At 65.2% G+C, this 16314-nt stretch carries 17 protein-coding genes; 6 read left to right on the plus strand and 11 right to left on the minus strand.

What is annotated here, in order from left to right; translation table 11 throughout:
• Window positions 1–216: 216 nt before the first annotated feature.
• From DNX69_RS20285 to DNX69_RS20300, 4 genes are all read right to left on the minus strand, one after another.
• Window positions 217–2013, minus strand: coding sequence for a B12-binding domain-containing radical SAM protein (locus DNX69_RS20285; protein WP_110787813.1), 1797 nt, complete (start codon window positions 2011–2013; stop codon window positions 217–219).
• A gap of 256 nt (window positions 2014–2269) precedes the next feature.
• On the minus strand, window positions 2270–2869 hold the full coding sequence (locus DNX69_RS20290) for a class I SAM-dependent methyltransferase (RefSeq protein ID WP_110787814.1): 600 nt from the start codon (window positions 2867–2869) through the stop codon (window positions 2270–2272).
• A gap of 65 nt (window positions 2870–2934) precedes the next feature.
• On the minus strand, window positions 2935–3930 hold the full coding sequence (gene argC / locus DNX69_RS20295) for an N-acetyl-gamma-glutamyl-phosphate reductase (RefSeq protein WP_110787815.1): 996 nt from the start codon (window positions 3928–3930) through the stop codon (window positions 2935–2937).
• A gap of 14 nt (window positions 3931–3944) precedes the next feature.
• Complete coding sequence (locus DNX69_RS20300) at window positions 3945–4610, minus strand: FMN-binding negative transcriptional regulator (protein ID WP_110787816.1); 666 nt, start codon at window positions 4608–4610, stop codon at window positions 3945–3947.
• A gap of 450 nt (window positions 4611–5060) precedes the next feature.
• On the opposite strand from DNX69_RS20300, the gene DNX69_RS20305 reads away from it, so the two are divergent.
• Window positions 5061–5606 carry a DUF2087 domain-containing protein gene (locus DNX69_RS20305; RefSeq protein WP_110787817.1) on the plus strand — a complete coding sequence of 182 codons (546 nt, stop codon included), beginning with the start codon at window positions 5061–5063 and terminating at the stop codon, window positions 5604–5606.
• 12 nt (window positions 5607–5618) lie between these two features.
• On the opposite strand, the gene DNX69_RS20310 is transcribed toward DNX69_RS20305, so the two are convergent.
• Together DNX69_RS20310 and DNX69_RS20315 are read right to left on the minus strand one after the other, a co-directional pair.
• On the minus strand, window positions 5619–6608 hold the full coding sequence (locus DNX69_RS20310; protein WP_110787818.1) for an MBL fold metallo-hydrolase: 990 nt from the start codon (window positions 6606–6608) through the stop codon (window positions 5619–5621).
• Window positions 6609–6690: 82 nt separating this feature from the next.
• A complete protein-coding gene (locus DNX69_RS20315) occupies window positions 6691–7221 on the minus strand; it encodes a DedA family protein (RefSeq protein ID WP_110787819.1) in 531 nt (176 codons plus the stop codon).
• A 345-nt stretch (window positions 7222–7566) separates the two neighbouring features.
• Between DNX69_RS20315 and DNX69_RS26705 the strand changes: the two genes are divergently transcribed.
• A complete protein-coding gene (locus DNX69_RS26705) occupies window positions 7567–8091 on the plus strand; it encodes a hypothetical protein (RefSeq protein ID WP_234827033.1) in 525 nt (174 codons plus the stop codon).
• Window positions 8069–10120, plus strand: a complete 2052-nt coding sequence (gene parE / locus DNX69_RS20325; RefSeq protein WP_110787820.1) for a DNA topoisomerase IV subunit B — start codon at window positions 8069–8071, stop codon at window positions 10118–10120. Before DNX69_RS26705 ends, parE begins: the two co-directional genes overlap by 23 nt.
• Before the next feature lie 12 nt (window positions 10121–10132).
• On the opposite strand, the gene DNX69_RS20330 is transcribed toward parE, so the two are convergent.
• Window positions 10133–10420, minus strand: coding sequence for a HigA family addiction module antitoxin (locus tag DNX69_RS20330; RefSeq protein WP_012495962.1), 288 nt, complete (start codon window positions 10418–10420; stop codon window positions 10133–10135).
• A 13-nt stretch (window positions 10421–10433) separates the two neighbouring features.
• Window positions 10434–10721 carry a type II toxin-antitoxin system RelE/ParE family toxin gene (locus DNX69_RS20335; protein WP_110787821.1) on the minus strand — a complete coding sequence of 96 codons (288 nt, stop codon included), beginning with the start codon at window positions 10719–10721 and terminating at the stop codon, window positions 10434–10436.
• A gap of 140 nt (window positions 10722–10861) precedes the next feature.
• Here DNX69_RS20335 and DNX69_RS20340 point away from each other — a divergent pair, with 140 nt between their 5' ends.
• Window positions 10862–11338 (plus strand): hypothetical protein, encoded by a 477-nt coding sequence (locus tag DNX69_RS20340; RefSeq protein WP_110787822.1) that lies wholly within the window; start codon window positions 10862–10864, stop codon window positions 11336–11338.
• Here the strand turns inward: DNX69_RS20340 and DNX69_RS20345 are convergent.
• Entirely contained in the window at window positions 11335–12297 is a 963-nt protein-coding gene (locus DNX69_RS20345; RefSeq protein WP_110787823.1) for an alpha/beta fold hydrolase, read from the minus strand. The genes DNX69_RS20340 and DNX69_RS20345 overlap by 4 nt on opposite strands.
• 136 nt (window positions 12298–12433) lie before the next feature.
• Between DNX69_RS20345 and DNX69_RS20350 the strand changes: the two genes are divergently transcribed.
• Together DNX69_RS20350 and DNX69_RS20355 are read left to right on the plus strand one after the other, a co-directional pair.
• Window positions 12434–12904 carry an RrF2 family transcriptional regulator gene (locus DNX69_RS20350; RefSeq protein ID WP_207803172.1) on the plus strand — a complete coding sequence of 157 codons (471 nt, stop codon included), beginning with the start codon at window positions 12434–12436 and terminating at the stop codon, window positions 12902–12904.
• 31 nt (window positions 12905–12935) lie between these two features.
• Entirely contained in the window at window positions 12936–13124 is a 189-nt protein-coding gene (locus DNX69_RS20355) for a hypothetical protein (RefSeq protein ID WP_110787825.1), read from the plus strand.
• A gap of 63 nt (window positions 13125–13187) precedes the next feature.
• Here the strand turns inward: DNX69_RS20355 and DNX69_RS20360 are convergent, their stop codons facing one another.
• Together DNX69_RS20360 and DNX69_RS20365 are read right to left on the minus strand one after the other, a co-directional pair.
• Complete coding sequence (locus DNX69_RS20360) at window positions 13188–14285, minus strand: hypothetical protein (protein WP_110787826.1); 1098 nt, start codon at window positions 14283–14285, stop codon at window positions 13188–13190.
• 151 nt (window positions 14286–14436) lie between these two features.
• Window positions 14437–15942, minus strand: coding sequence for a caspase family protein (locus tag DNX69_RS20365; protein ID WP_110787827.1), 1506 nt, complete (start codon window positions 15940–15942; stop codon window positions 14437–14439).
• Between the last annotated feature and the right edge of the window lie 372 nt (window positions 15943–16314).

Raw genomic sequence — 16314 nt, forward strand, 5'->3', positions numbered from 1 at the left:
CGATTTAAGCATGACGGCGGGAACTTGAGAACAGATCCGAAAGGACGTCACCCCACCGTCATTCCGGGGCACGCGCGCAGCGCGTGAACCCGGAATCTCGACGTGCTTGTGCACGGCGCCCGCCGCGCACCTTGCGGCATCTACCTTGGCGATCACCGCGAGATTCCGGGTTCGCGCTGGCGCGCGCCCCGGAATGACGAGAACAAGCAGCGGCCCCTACGCCACCGACTTGGCGTGGGTGAGCTGGTTGATCTTGCGGATGTGCTCCACCGCGTCCTGGGCGGCCTGGCTGTGGGTGAACAGCTCCAGCTCTTCGACTTCGTGATCGGCGACCGGGGTGATCGCGGTGTCGGTGTAGCTCAGCCGGTTCGGGTCGTTGCGGATCTTGCGGCGCAGGCCGTCGATCCAGAACCAGTGCCGCACGTTCTGCATTAGCTTGCGCGCGCCATCGGCGACCAGCTTCGGATAGAACACCAGCGCCGGCTCGACCGGCAGCGTCGGGCGGCGGTCGAGCCGGTATTTCAGCCGGATGATGCCGCCCTGCAGCGGATGCACCTTCTCGATCCGGACCATCGACGAGAACAGGAAGATCATCGACGCCAGCCGCGACACGCCGACGCCGGTCGCTGCGGCGCGGCGCAGCATCCGTTCGATGTGTTCGGCCGAGTAGTACAGCTCCCACGCTTTCAAATATGCGCCCTGCCACTCCTGCCGGCTCATCTTCGGGTGCGGCGTGACGACGTGCTCGATATCGAAGCGGTTGAGGTCGCTGTCCATCGCCACGCCTTGCTTGAATAGGCGCTGGTGATCCTCGGAGCCCGGTAGCGGTGTCAGGCAGAAAAACTCGAGGATGTCGAGCGGCAGCTCCTTCTGGATGATCGCGATGTCCTCGGCGATGCTCTTCGGGGTGTCGTGCGGGAAACCGAGGATGTAGCCCGCATAGGTGATCACCCCGGCCTTTTTCCAGGCCAGCAGCATCTGGCGATATTCGGTGATCTTGTTCTGACGCTTCTTCGCCGAAGCGAGATTTTGCGGGTTGATACTCTCCAATCCGAGGAATGTACGGACCACACCCGCAGCCCGTGCCTTCTCGATGAAGCCATCGATCTTGTGGCACAGCGTGTCGACCTGGATGACCAGCTTGATGTCTTTCTGCCCGGTGGCAGCAAATTCGCGCCGCAGCGCGGCGAGCCGGTCGAGGATCACCTCCCAGTCTTTGTTGCGGGCGAAGTTGTCGTCGGTCATGAAGAACCAGTTGACGCCCTGCGCCATGTTGGCGCGCACCAAGCGCTCGATGTCGTCCGCGCTGCGGCCGCGCGACTTGCGACCCTGGACGTTGATGATGGTGCAGAACGAGCACTGATACGGACAGCCGCGGCCGGCATCGAACGAGGTCTGCAGGCTGAACGTGCCCTTGAGGAATTTGCGCGGCAGCACCGGGGTCGGCGCGCCTTCCAGGCACGGCAGGTCGTTCAGGTAGTTGTACAGCGGCTTCAGCGCGCCGCCGGCAGCGTCGCGCAGCAGCTCGTCGCAGCGGCCTTCGAGTTCGCCGGCGTACAACGTGATGCCGAGATCGAGCGCTTCCTGCAGATCCGGCTGAATGCCCGGCAGCAGCGCGATGCAGCCGGAGACGTGGAAGCCGCCGATCGCCACCGGCACCCCGGCGGCCCGCAGCGGCCGGGCGATATCCATCGCGCGCGGGAACTGATTGGACTGCACCCCGACGATGAACACCAGCCCGAAGAAGTCATGGGCCCGGAACCGCTCGACGATCTGCGGAATACGCGTGCGGGTGTTGATCTCGTCCGCCGCCGTAATATCGATCTCGACCTCGCCGAGAACGCGGCGCTGCCGGGCGTCCTCCGCGAGACTATAGACCACTGCCAACGAGTTGGACGGAATGAACGACCTGAACCACTGGATGACGTAGCCGTCGTCGTCGTAGTGCGATGGTTTGATCAGTGCGATCTGGAACCGCTTCGACGGCCGCGCCGCCGGTTGCACATTCGCCATTGCCGCCCTCACCTGCTCTCGCAGCCGAAAGCGGTCCCGCCCTCGGCCTCCCGCTTAAGAGCTTGGCTCAGGTCGCCGGGCGCTGGCAAGGACGCCCGGCACAACTCACTCAATTATCACTGCAAACTAATCGCATATGTTGCGGCCCGGGTACTAACCGTACGCTAACAGGCCAGCAACGACCTTGGTGAGACGCAGCAGCAACAGGTGTGTCTCAATTTGCATAGCCGACTGGGAACTCAGTCCCGGTAAGTATTCACTCCGGCTTCCGCACCGTCAGATGCAGGAACCGGGCGAATTCCTGATCAAATCCCTTGCCTTCACTGGTCTCGACCGCGACCGATGCCCAGGTGCCGGCTTCCGCGTACTGCGCGCGCAGCCACTCCTCCGACGGATAATTGTAGTAGCGCGCGAGTTTATCGCGCCCCTCGCCGTCGCCGGACTTGTAGCTGGCGTAGAACAGGCCGCCGGGCTTCAGCGCCCGCCAGATCAGCTTCAGCACGTCGGCAAGCTCGTTCCGCGGCACGTGCAACAGGCAGGCATGAGCCCAAACGGCGTCGTAGGCGTCGACCGCGTCGAGCTGATGGAACAGCATGGTCCTGACCGGTCGTCCGAGCCGGAGCGACGCTTCGGCCGCCAGTTCCGGCGAGCCGTCGGTGGCGTCCACGTCGAAGCCGGCCGCGAGCATCGCTTCGGCCTGGTAGCCGGCTCCGCAGCCGAGTTCGAGGATCTTGGCGCCCGCCGGCAGTTCGCCGAGGAACTTGGTCAGCGTCACGCTGCGTGGCTGGCGCTCGGCGTAAGCGGTGGCGTTGCCGCGATAGAACCGCAGCGTGTCGTCGTCGAAAGCTTGGGTCATGTCGATTTCCGAGTGACGCGGCTCCCGGTCGCGAAACCGCGAGCCGCAATGCTGAGAGCGATCCGCTAGTCGACCCCACCGGTGTCGGGCAAGCCCAGCATCAGTCGCATGTTCTGCACCGCGGCGCCGGAGGCGCCCTTACCGAGATTGTCGAGCCGCGCCACCAGCACCGCCTGGCGGTGGGCATCGCTGCCGAACACGTAGAGTTCGAGCTGATTGGTGTCGTTCAGCGCTTCCGGCTCGATCCGGCCGCCCGCGTAAGGCGCAGCATCCAGCGGCGGCACCGACACATAGGTGCTGCCGGCATAGCGCTGCGCCAGCGCGGCGTGCAGGTCAGCGGCCGCCGGCTTGCCCGGAAGCGTGTCGAGATGCAGCGGCACCGACACCAGCATGCCCTGGCGGAAATTGCCGACCGAGGGGATGAAGATCGGCCGCCGCGACAGAGCCGAATACTTCTGGGTTTCCGGCAGATGCTTGTGCGCGAAGCCGAGGCCGTACAGTTCGAACGCCGGCGCGGTGCCGGCCTCATAGGCCGCGATCATCGACTTGCCGCCGCCGGAATAGCCGCTGACGGCGTTGATCGTCACCGGATAGTCGGCCGGCAGCAGGCCGGCATCGACCAGCGGCCGCAGCAGCGCGATGCCGCCGGTCGGATAGCAGCCCGGATTGGCGACCTTCTTGGCGGCGCGGATGTTGTCGGCCTGGTCCGGCGCCAGCTCGGCGAAGCCATAGACCCAGTCCGGCGCGACCCGGAACGCGGTCGAGGCGTCGAGCACCTTCGGCCCCGACGCGCCGAGCTCGTCGATCAGCGCCACCGTCTCCTTGGCGGCATCGTCCGGCAGGCACAGGATGACGAGATCGACTTCGGCCATCAGCGCACGCTTGGCGGCGGCGTCCTTGCGCTTGTCCTCGGCGATATCCTTGACGGTGACCTGGCCGTGGCGGGCCAGCCGCTCGCGGATGCCGAGCCCGGTGGTGCCGGCGGCGCCGTCGATGAACACCACCGGCTTGCCGCTCGCAGCCCGCGTCTGGCCTGGATTGGTGCTGTCGGTCAGGGTCATTTATCGCTCCTTGATCAAGCGGGTTCGCCGGCGAGTGCCGGCACGGTGTAATCCAGATGCGGCCGCAGCGCGACCATCTCGGCCGCGATCTCCTGCGAGCCGGGGTCGGCCCGCCGCGCCAGCGCGGAGGCGACCGCGACGTGATCGGCATCGGATTTGTGTTGGTTGAGCTTGAAGCTGCCCGCCACCACGTCGACCCGCATCATCACCCCGACGATCGCCTGCTTCATCGCATTGCGCCGGCCGGCCGCCATCTTGACCATCGTCCACGGCGGCTTCGGCGCCAACGCGCTTTCGAACACCGCGCTGACGTCGTCGAGCTGCGCCTCCAACTCGCTGGCCGACATCACCGCCGCCGGACCGGTCAGCTGCACGCTGCGATACAGCCAGGTCGGCACCTGGTCCGGCGAGGCGTACCAGTCGGCCGACACATAGGCATGACCGGCGGTCACCGCCATCAGCCACGGCGTGCGGGCGTCGGCGCAGCGCGCCAGCGGGTTGTTGCGCGCGATGTGGAACGACAACAGCGGGGTGCCGTCGCTGGCATATTGGATCGCGAACGGCAGCGGCGAAGCAATCGGCCCGGCGGCATCATGGGCGCAAGCGAGGCCGAACCCCTGCGCCGCCGCGAACGCAAGGCAGGCGGACCGATCGGGCTTGAACTGGGGTGGCGCATACATCGAAAAGGCTCCTGGTTTGAACGGGAGCCGCCGGATCGAGTGCGCGTGAGGGGGATGTGAAGCTCACCTGCCGCGGACCGTATCCGGCGGCAGGGACGACGCTGTCAGACGCGCGCGTCAGTCCATGCCGCGGGGATGCGGCGGCGGACTTTGGCGGTGGCGAGCGCGATGAGCATGGCGCGTTGATAGGAGCGGTCGCGGCCCCGGTCAACCCGCGATCCGCGCAGATCTCAGGCTCGATCATGACGACGCTGCCGCACGCACGGCTTGCCAATCGCACTATTGGGCTGTATTTCCCCGCGCATTGGTCGGCAGTTCACCAAGGCGTCGCTGTCCCCTCGGGGAAGCTAAACCTGCCTGTTTCCTCGATCGGCAGACACTTATCCCGTGCCGCCGTCGTAAGTCAGCGACCAACGACATTCATCGTTCGGCACGATCGAGGATGAGGTCATGACCAGAACTGCTTTCCCGTTCGCCACCCAGGATGTGTCCGCGCTGGCGCGTGCGCTCAACCGCGAGCTCGACGCCCAGGGTCACAAGCTCGGCCATGTCGAGATGCTGAACCTGCTGGCGCGCTCGGCCGGCTATCGCAACTTCCAGCATTTTCGCGCGCAGTTCGATGCCGAGGACATGCTGCAACGCCAGCCCGAACCGGAGCCGGTGCCCGATCTGCAGAAGGTCGCGCAGGCGACGCGCTACTTCGATACGAGCGGCGTGCTGACGCGGTGGCCGAAGAAGGCCAGCCACCGCCTGCTCTGCCTGTGGGTGATGTGGTCGCGGGTGCCGGCGGGCCGCGAGCTGAGCGAGAAGCAGCTCAACGAGCTGCTGCTCGGCCATCACGGCTTCGGCGATCACGCCCTGCTGCGCCGCATGCTGTGCGACACCGGCCTGATGACCCGCACCCGCGACGGCCGGGTGTATCGCCGGGTCGAGCAGAAGCCGCCGCCGGAAGGCGTCGCGTTGATACGCCACCTCGCCCCGCGGCTCGCGGCCTGACACTCGGTCGTCTCAGAGCACCGGCTTCCACGGCGCCGGCACCAGCCGGTAGCCGTCGCCGTCCTTGGCGACGTGGCCCATCGCCGGGAACGGGAAGTGGAAGCCCTGCACCCGCATCTTCTCGGCGGCGAGCATGTCGTAGGTCTTGCGGCGGGTGGTCTCGGCCATCGCCGGATCCTGATCGAACATCAGGTGCCAGGCCGGATGAGTGACGAACAGCGCGGGCAGGTTGGTGACGTCGGACTGGATGAACACCTTGTCCGATCCGGACGACAGCACGAACGAGGTGTGACCGGGGGTGTGGCCGCGGGTCTCGACGGCCAGCAGCCCCTGCGCGACGTCCTTGCCCCACTCGTAGGGCGTGACCTTCTTGTTCAGCCCGGTGTCGAACACTTTTCGCGCGGTCTGGAACACGTTCTGGATCCGGCCCGAGGGCGCGCGGCTCATCTCGCCGTCGTCCATGAAATATTTCCACTCCGCCGCTGGCACCAGCACGTCGGCGTTCGGGAACGCGGACTTGCCGGACGCATCGAGCAGGCCGTTGATGTGATCGCTGTGAAAATGCGAGATCACCACCAGATCGACCGCCTTCGGATCGAACCCGGCCGCCGCCATATTGCTAGCGAACTGGCCGACATTGCCCTTGCTGGACGCGAACGCACCCGGGCCGTTGCCGGTATCGACGACGACCAGCTTGCCGCCGGTGTTGATCACCAGCGGCGCGAACTGGATCGAGATCTTGTCCTTCGGCAGGAACGCGGCCTCCAGCGCCTCGCTGACCTCGTCTTTCATCACGTTGGTGACGAAGCCGTCGGAGAGCGGAAAGGTGTTGATGCCGTCGGAGATCACGTTCACCTGGGCGTCGCCGACCCGGTAGCGGTAGTAGCTCGGCGCCTGTTTGTCGGCGGCCGGGGCGGCAGCCTGGACGGGTGCGCTGCGCAGCAGCGGCACTGCCGCGAGCGCGGCGGTCGCAGTGAGGGCGTGACGTCGGGTCAGATCCATGGCGTGTCCTCGCTGGTGATTTGTGCCGCAGTCTAAGCTGCAACGCTCGCGCGATCACGTCATGACGCGCATTTGATCGGGGCTACGCCGACCGCAGCATCCAGCCGAGCCCGATCGACAGCCCGTCGCCGAACAGCAGCAGCACTGCCGACCACACCAGCGCCGACAGCACGTTGGCGATCTGGAACGGCCAGAACGGCATCTCGAAGATCCCGGCGGCCAGCGGCACCGAGGCGCGCAGCGGCCCGAAGAACCGGCCGATGAAGATGCTCGGCACGCCCCATTTGCGGACGAAATCCTCGCCGCGCAGCAGCAGCCCAGGATATTTCGACAACGGCCAGATCCGGGTGACGCTGTCCTTGTAGCGGTAGCCGAACCAGTACGACACCCAGTCGCCGAGCGCGGCGCCGACGCCCCCCGCAAGCCACACCGGCCAGAAGCTGACGCCGGACACCCCGATCAGCGCCCCGATCGCCACCAGGGCGCCCCAGGCGGGGACCAGCAGGGAAACGAATGCGAGCGACTCCCCGAACGCCAGGATCAGGACCACGGGCGCGGCCCACGCCTGATGCTGGCGCACGAACTCGGCAATGTCGTGGATATAGGCTTCCATCGTCTTTCAGTCGGCCGCCATTCCCGGCGCGGCCTTCACGTCGCTGTCGCAATAGCACGGACCATGGCCGGTCCAACATGCGACACGCCCTTCCCGACCTGACCCGAATGGCCGCAATGCGGCAGCCCGGCGCGGCATCGCGCCGCCACTGCCGTCAAAGTTCGCACTTTTCGATTGAACCTTTCCGCGGCGCACGCGGCTAAGCAGGTACCCCGGTAGCCACCCCGCACATCCTGCGGCCCGGACGTTTGATTGCCGGCGGCATCCCCATTCCCAGCTTTGAAGGACCTTTCAATGATCGGATCGATAATGATGTGCGCGAGCGCAGGGTTACTGGTGCTCGGCATGGTCGGCGGCATCGCCATGGGCATCGCCCACGATTTCACGCTCGGTCCGGCTCACGCCCACCTCAATCTCATCGGCGGCGTGATGCTGTTTCTGTTCGGCCTGTATTACCGGATGATCCCGGCCGCCGGCGCCACCCCGCTGGCCCGCATTCAGGGTGGCCTGCACATTGCCGGTGCCGTGCTGTTCCCGGCCGGAATCGCTCTTTCCATCACCCAGGGACCGGCCTATATGCCCGTTCCGGTCGTCGGATCGCTGGTCGTCACCGCCGCGGTGGTGCTGTTCGGCGTGATCGTCGTCCGCACCGCACGAGCGGAGGCAAGGCCGGCGCGGCACGATTTTCTGCACCCGGTCGACCGTCGCCACGGACCGCACACCGCCGGTCTGCATCCGGTGGCGGCCCACCCGGCGTCACATTCGCAAACCTTCCATGGCATAGTCAGCCACAATGATTCGCTTGGCGCACCGCGCCGGCAAGATCTCAGACCAGACTGCAGGATTCATGGCCAAGGCACTGAAGGCTAGTTCGAAAACGAAATCCGGGACCGACCTGTTCGGGGCCGCGCCGAAGTCCGCCGCGCCCAAGGCGCCCGCCAAGCCGAGCGGCGCCGAGGACGGTTATACCGCCGCGGACATCGAGGTCCTGGAGGGGCTTGAGCCGGTTCGTCGCCGCCCCGGCATGTATATCGGCGGCACCGACGAAAAGGCGCTGCACCATCTGTTCGCCGAGGTGATCGACAACTCGATGGACGAAGCGCTGGCCGGCCACGCCACCTTCATCGAGGTCGAGCTGTCGGCCGACGGCTTCCTCACCGTCTCCGATAACGGACGCGGTATTCCCATTGATCCGCATCCGAAATTTCCGAAAAAGTCGGCGCTCGAAGTGATCATGTGCACGCTGCACGCCGGCGGCAAATTCGACAGCAAGGTGTACGAGACCTCGGGCGGTCTGCACGGCGTCGGCGTCAGCGTCGTCAATGCGTTGTCGTCGCGTCTTGAAGTCGAAGTGGCGCGTAACCAGCAGCTTTACCGGATGACGTTCGAGCGCGGCCACCCCAAGGGCAAGCTCGAGAGCCTCGGCAAGATCAACAACCGCCGCGGCACCCGCGTCCGATTCAAGCCGGATACCGACATCTTCGGCGCCAAAGCGGCGTTCAAGCCGCAGCGCCTGTTCAAGATGGCGCGGTCGAAGGCGTATCTGTTCGGCGGCGTGAAGATCCGCTGGAAGTGCGACCCCGAACTGCTGAAGGGCATCGAGGACGTTCCGGCCGAGGATGAATTCCATTTTCCCGGCGGCCTGAAGGACTTCCTCGGCGCAGCGATCCACAACGACACGCTGGTGCACCCGGACATCTTCGCCGGCAAATCCGGTCGCAACGGCGCCCACGGCGCCTGCGAATGGGCGGTGGCCTGGACCGCCGATGCCGACGGCTTCCTGTCGTCCTACTGCAACACCGTGCCGACGCCCGACGGCGGCACCCACGAGTCCGGCCTGCGCAGCGCCCTGCTCCGCGGCCTGAAGGACCACGCCGAGCGGGCCGGCCAGGGCAAGCGCGCCTCCTCGATCACCTCCGAAGACGTCATGGTCGGCGCTGCGATCATGCTCAGCGTGTTCGTGCGCGAACCTGAATTCCAGGGCCAGACCAAGGACCGCCTCGCCACGGCCGAGGCGCAGAAGATCGTCGAGCAGGCGATCAAGGACCCGTTCGACCATTGGCTGTCCGGCAACCCGGTGCAGGCCAACAAGCTGCTCGACTTCGTCATCGAGCGCGCCGAGGAGCGGCTGCGCCGCCGCCAGGAAAAGGAAATCTCGCGCAAGACCGCGGTCAAGAAGCTGCGGCTGCCCGGCAAGCTGGCCGACTGCACCTCGACCGCGGCCGAAGGCTCCGAACTGTTCATCGTCGAGGGCGACTCGGCCGGCGGCAGCGCCAAGCAGGCGCGCGACCGCAAGACCCAGGCGGTGCTGCCGTTGCGCGGCAAGATCCTCAACGTCGCCTCCGCCGGCAAGGACAAGGTGGTGGCGAACGCCCAGCTGTCCGACCTGATCCAGGCACTCGGCGCCGGCACCGGCGTGAACTACCGCGAGGAAGACCTGCGCTATTCGCGCATCATCATCATGACCGACGCCGACGTCGACGGCGCCCACATCGCCTCGCTGCTGATCACCTTCTTCTACCGGCAGATGCCGAAGCTGATCGACGAAGGCCACCTCTATCTCGCCGTGCCGCCGCTGTACCGGCTGACCCACGGCGCCAAGACGGTGTACGCCCGCGACGACGCGCACAAGGAAGAGCTGCTCAAGAAGGAGTTCAACGCCAACGCCAAGGTCGATGTCGGCCGCTTCAAAGGTCTCGGCGAGATGATGCCGGCGCAGCTCAAGGATACCACGATGGATCCGTCGAGACGGACCCTGCTGCGCGTCGTGTTGCTCGCCGACGATCGCGACGGCACCGCCAATTCGGTCGAACGGCTGATGGGCACCAAGGCCGAAGCCCGCTTCGCCTTCATCTCGGAAAAGGCCGAGTTCGCCAGCGAAGAGATGCTGGACGTGTGAGGACTCGATCGGTCAGGCGGCGTCCGCCGGCCGCACCTGACGGTCGATCTCCGCGCCCTTGTCACGCTCGATGACGGCGATGTCGTACTGGCTCTGCAGATCGAGCCAGAACTGCGGAGCATTTCCGAAATAACGACCCAGCCGCACCGCGGTATCCGCAGTAATCGACCGACGACCATTGAGAATGTCGGTGATCCGTCCAGACGGAACGCCGATGTCCAGCGCCAGCCGGTTGGCGCTGAGTTTCCGCGCCGCCAGTTCTCGCTTCAGCAGCCGGCCGGGATGGGAAACAGGAGCCATGGTCGTCCTCTTTTCACCCTTTGTGATAGTCGACGATCTCGACTTCGAACGCATCACCTTTGCGAAACTCGAAACAAATCCGCCACCGGTCGTTGACCGTTACCGCCCATTGGTTCCTGCGCACGCCCTTGAGTTTGTGTAATCCTACGCTCTGCAGAGGACTGAGATCTTGCAGCGACTTGGCGGCATTCAAAGCCAGCAACAGATCGATCGCGGCCTCGACATCAAGACCGCGGAATTGGTCGGACCGGCTGCCGTCCCATAACTTCCGGGTGGCAGCATTGCGCCATGACCGGATCATGGCAATTTCATACTACGGCAAACGGTAAACCTCAAGCCGCTCGGCCAGAGCGGTTGACGAACTGCGGCAGGCTGCCTGACCTTTTGCCTTCGCAACCTTGCCGTCGCAGCGGCGTTTGCAGCGATTGCCGGAGACCGCCGATGACACGACACGCGCTTCTGATCACCGCCGCGATAGTCCTGATCCCCGACCTGAGCCACGCCCAGCCGCGCGCGCTCGACTGGCAGCGCTACAACGTCGCCGCCGGCTCGGCGGCCGCCGATGTGCCGCGCGCGATCTTCAGCGAGGACGGCGGGCCGGCGCAGGACGGCCCTGGCCGGCGGTTCGTCTCGGCCGACGGCCGCGCCGATCTCACCGTGCAGGCGGTGCCCAATCCCGACGGCGTCTCCCCGGCCGCGTTCCTGGCCGCGCGCAAGCCGCCGTCGGGCATCATCTATCGCCGCGTCACCCCGCGGTTCTTCGCAGTGTCGAGCGTCCGCAACGGCCGCATCTGGTACAACCGCTGCAACCGCGGCCGCGCCGTGATGAACTGCGTGCTGATCAACTATCCGGCCACCGAGAAGCGCAAATGGGACGCGATCGTCACCCGGATCAGTCGCTCGCTCAGCGGCCCCTAAAGCTCTCCCAGAAACCGAGCAATCAACTCTGATACTTCGGTCGATCGTTCCTGCTGCAGCCAGTGGCCGGCTTCGTGAAGGACGTGGGAACCGCGCAAATCCGAAACTAGGTTCGGCATTGCGGCAATGATTTGATCCATGCCCGGAATGCTCAGTCCGGTATCCCGTTCGCCGATCATGAACAGGGCCGGCACCTCAACGGCGCGACCGGCATACGCTTGCTGCAGTTCCCAATTGCGATCGAGATTGCGATAGTAATTCAATCCACCGGTGAAGCCTGACGTTTCGAACGCGCCGACCAAATGTTCGAAATCGACATCGGAGAGCCATCCTGGCAATTTGGCCGGTGTCGGGAGGCTTGCCAGCAAGCCGGTGCTCCTCGTGACCATGCCGAAAGGATTAGGCGTCCCATCGGACGGCTTGCGCGGACCTGCCTCACCACTTGCTGCGAAGATGAGCTTGCGAAGCGTCAAACGCACATCCCGGCTAAACTCAGCCTCTGGGACATCAGGTTGTTGAAAATAAAGTGCATAGAAGAGCGCGTCCTCAGTCTGCGGAAAGATCTGCGAGGGTGGCACGGGTGGCTGGTTCATCATCGGCACGCCCAGTGCGATGACGGCATGGAATCGATCGGGTCGCAGCAGCGCAGCTTGCCATGCAATGGTCGCACCCCAGTCCTGGCCGACAACGACGGCTTGTTTCTCGCCTAAAGCGTCCAGCAGGGCCACCAAGTCGCCGACGGCGTGGAAGACGGTGTACTGATCTGACCGCTGTGGGGCATCCGTATGGCCGTAGCCTCTCATATCCGGCGCAACGACGCGGTAGCCGGCTCGTGCAAATGCCTCGATCTGGTGTCGCCAAGCGTGCTTGGTCTCAGGGAAGCCGTGGCAAAGCAGCACGCACGGACCTGTCCCTGCAGCGAGGACGCTCATGTTGATCGTTCGGGTCTGAACGTTCATCTCTTTCACGGATACCTCCTTGATCGGTTGGCAGGGCCTCGACCGAGGCGCTCGGTTGATATCGTAACAATGCGTGTTACGGATAAGGCTTGCGTGTCAAGAACGCGTAACATCAATTGTTGCGGAACAATGTATGATGAAGACTGATGGTCGGCTTGCCAGAATGCTGCATGTGCTGGTTCACATGGGCCTGTTGGACGGTCGAGAAACGTCAGAGCGAATTGCGCTGATGCTCAATACGAATCCCGTCGTCGTGCGCCGTACACTCGGGGCGCTGCGTGACCATGGAATTGTCGAATCTGAAGGGGGGCGAGGCGGCGGTTGGAAACTCACACGCTCGCTCGATCAGGTCACGGTGCTCGACGTCCAGCGCGCGCTGACCGCGGGGACCATCCTGACTACCCCCGTCTCACGCGATCACCCGAGCTGTCCGGTCGAACGTGCCGCCAATTCGGTACTCGAAGAGGCGTACGCGGCTGCGGAGAAGCAGCTGATAGCAAAATACGGCGTGACGACCCTGGCGCAGATAGCAGAGCATGCAAAAGCTCGGCGCTGGCAACGCCCCCGTCGGGAGACCGACTCCGGTCATAACGACGACGGGGCTTGATTGCACGCCGGAAAAAGCGCGTAATCGCCTCATGCGCACAGTGTTTCTCGTCATCGGCGTCATCGCCCTCATCATGGGTCTGGTCTGGACCGGCCAAGGCGCCGGCCTCATCCAGTGGCCGGCCCAGAGCTTCATGATCAACCAATCGCAGTGGATGTGGTACGGCGCCTCGACCGCGTTCGGCGGCCTGCTGCTGATCTTCGTTTCGCGCAAGGTGTGATCCTCGAACGCAACTGGATGCGCTCCCCGTGGATGCGTCCCTCGGCGTTTCTCTGCGCCGAGTTCAGCCGGTGGGCTGCTGCGGATCGTCGCGGCGAAACAGTCCGAAGACGAAACGTCGTGCCGACGGCACGAACGCGAACAGGCCGCCCAGCGCCGTGAGCAAACCGGTCAAGGTCGCGATCAAGCCGCTGAACTCGGCGACGTAGAGCTTGACCTGCTGCAGCAGACCGACCTGGATCACGATCGCCTCGTGCAGCGTCGTCACCTGCACCGGATGCTTGTCGGCCCCGACCTTGATGGTCGCGACCACCTCGATGATCAGTCGCTTCTCGCCCTGGCTTTGCGGCGTCAGCATCCAGGTCCATTCGACCGGCGCCGCCGTCGTCGCGGTGCGCGCTTGCGCGGCGGCCGGCTCCACCTTCAGATCGTCCGCACGCAGCGTCGCTTCGAGCGCTTGCGCGAACGGGCGCTCGCGCACGACCACCTCGCCGGAGGTGCCGCCGAACCTGTCATCGACATTCTGACCCGGCGTCGTCTGCAGCACCAGCGTCAGCCGGAACGCCTCTCCGACATAGGCCGATTTCGGGCGGTTGAACCGATACTTGCCGCTCGGCAGATTGGCCACGATTGCGGCGAGATCGACGCAAGGCCCGGGATTGTCGACGATACCGAGACTGCGCTCCCTGGCACGGCAGGCCGCTTCGTCGGATTGCGCCGTCGTCGGCGGCGACGGCGTTGGCGGGTCGGTGGGTTGCGAGGTCTGTGCTTGGGCCAACGAGGGAGTGCCGGACGGCCGCGCGCGGAATGGCGGTCGCGGGCGCGGCGTCTCGATCGAGGCGATGACGTTGCCGGCCTCGCCTTGCTTCATGAAATCCCACATCCAGGCGTCGGAGCGAAACCAGTGTTCGGCTGCGGTGATCGTCGGGGACTGCCCGGCCTGCCCTTTCACGTTGCTGTTCGGCCCATCGGCGTCGCCGGACGTGCGAGCGTCGGCGGACGCCTGCACGACTTGGGGCGGCGGAGGCGGCGCCGTGACGGTGATGCTGATCGGCTCGGTGGTGATCGAGTTGGCAGGCGCGCGTGCGAACCATGTCGCGGCGCCGACAGCGGCAGCCGCGCCGATCCCAAGCACAATCGTCCAAACAGTCGCGCTTCGCATCGCATGCTCGCGCCGACGGACCAGCCGTCATTCAAAGACGTTCAACGAACTACAGGTCATGAAATGCGATCAGTCGATCGCTGGTAGTCAATGCCAAGATAGCGGAGATTTCAAGTCTGTTCGCACGGCAACACGACGGACGATGCCGCACTCACCGCCTGAACGTCTTGATCTCCGACACGCTGCCGTCGCGATAGGTCAGCTCGACTGACACTGATTTCACCCCGGGCGCCAGCTTCAGATACGGCTGCGCGCTGCTCGGGATCGCGACCGGATCGCGCATGTCGCAGGCCGGCATCTTCAGCACCTTATCCGGCACCGCGCTGTCGATGCCGATCCGCACTTCACGGATTGCGCAGCGATACGACATCAGGTGCGTGTAGTACACCAGCAGGCCGTTGAACTGCCGGAACGACAGCCAGCTCGTCGCCGTCATGTCGAGGATCTTGCGCTGATCGCGGATCAGCGCCGCCTCCGGTTCGAACTTGATCGGAAACGGCCCCTGCATCTCGCCTTGCGCATCGATATAGCGCAGCTCGATGGTGCCGGCGGGCGCATCCGCCGGAAGCTGGATCGACGGGTTCGGCATCCGCTTGCGGGTACGCGGATCGAGCGCGTCCATGAAGCCGGTTTCGCGGAACGCGCCCTCGCCCATTCGCCACGAGATGCCGAGCGTCGGATCGGCGATCGAGAACGACACCGTCCAGCCGCCATTGTGCCGGGAGAAGCTTGCGATCGGCGCGTTCAGCGCTTCCGAGGCCGGCGGCTGCAGCGGGGCGACCGGCGGCAGCGCCGCAAGCTTCTGCTGCGGCTCGGCAGCTGCGACGCTGGCCTGCGGCCGCCCGTTCAGGAACACGTCGTCGACCATCTGGTCGAAGTAGACCGGCACCTGCTTGTGACCGATGGTGTCTGCCATTTCGCTGACGGCGCGGCGGGTGCGCTGCGCCACCTGCACCAGGTTCTCGCCGGGATCGAGCAACTGCTTGACGAACACCCGGGTGAACACCGAGTTCGGATTGCTGTCATGGTCCGACAGCCGGTCGAGCGCGGTCTGCCGCGGGCCGGCCGAGAAGATCGAGAACACGCCTTCCGGCAACGTCGTCATCGGCGCCAGCCCGCCACGCCCGGCGAGCGCACGGACGCCGCGGCGCTCGAACGGATTATTGCGGCAGGCGTCGAGAACCAGGATCGCGGTGCGGGCTCCGCGGTTCTGCAGCCGGTCGACGATGCGGTCCGCCATGATCGAGGCGTCGCGGACCAGTTCCTCCTGGCCTTCGGTGGCGGCCGGCACGTCGGTGGGCAGCAGGTAGTTCTGCCCGGCGATCTCGAAGCCGTGACCGGCGTAGAAGAAGAACGCGGTGTCGCCGGGTTCGATGGAGGTGTCGAACGCCAGCAGACTCTGGCTGAAGGCGGCGCGGGTCTGGTTTTCGGCGACCATCACCTGGAAGCCGAGAGTCTTCAGCGCATCGCCGATGGTGCGCGCGTCGTTGACCGCCTTCTGCAGCTTCGGCACGTTGCGATAATTGTCGTTGCCGATCACCAGCGCGACCCTCTTCGCCGCCGATGCGGGGCCGGCGCCCAGCAGCGTAAGCACGCAGGCGACGACCGCGAATAGTGCAGCTCCGTGCCGCGTGCCGGCCCTTCCGATCGATCGCATTCCAGTCCCTCAAAACGAAGCGGCCGGATCGCGTCCGCCTGCGCCATAGTCGGCCAGAACCCGAGCACGGTTCAACCCGAAAAGGACGTCAAGGCGGCCACGATCCGGCCTGGCCCTCAATCACCAGTCCGCTAAACTGCCCAAATTGGGCGTTTCGGCCTGTCCTTGTTTCGGTTGGCCCTCAATCACCAGTCCGCTAAACTTTTCCGGCCGACGCTCCGCAGGTGGTGGTGTTTCGGTTGGCCCTCAATCACCAGTCCGCTAAACTAGACTATCGCCGAACCCCTTGAAGAGATCGGTTTCGGTTGGCCCTCAATCACCAGTCCGCTAAACTCGAGCCGCTGCTGGGGCGGATCGATCTCTGGTTTCGGT

The organism is Rhodopseudomonas palustris (genome assembly GCF_003226555.1).
GTDB lineage: Bacteria > Pseudomonadota > Alphaproteobacteria > Rhizobiales > Xanthobacteraceae > Rhodopseudomonas > Rhodopseudomonas palustris_I.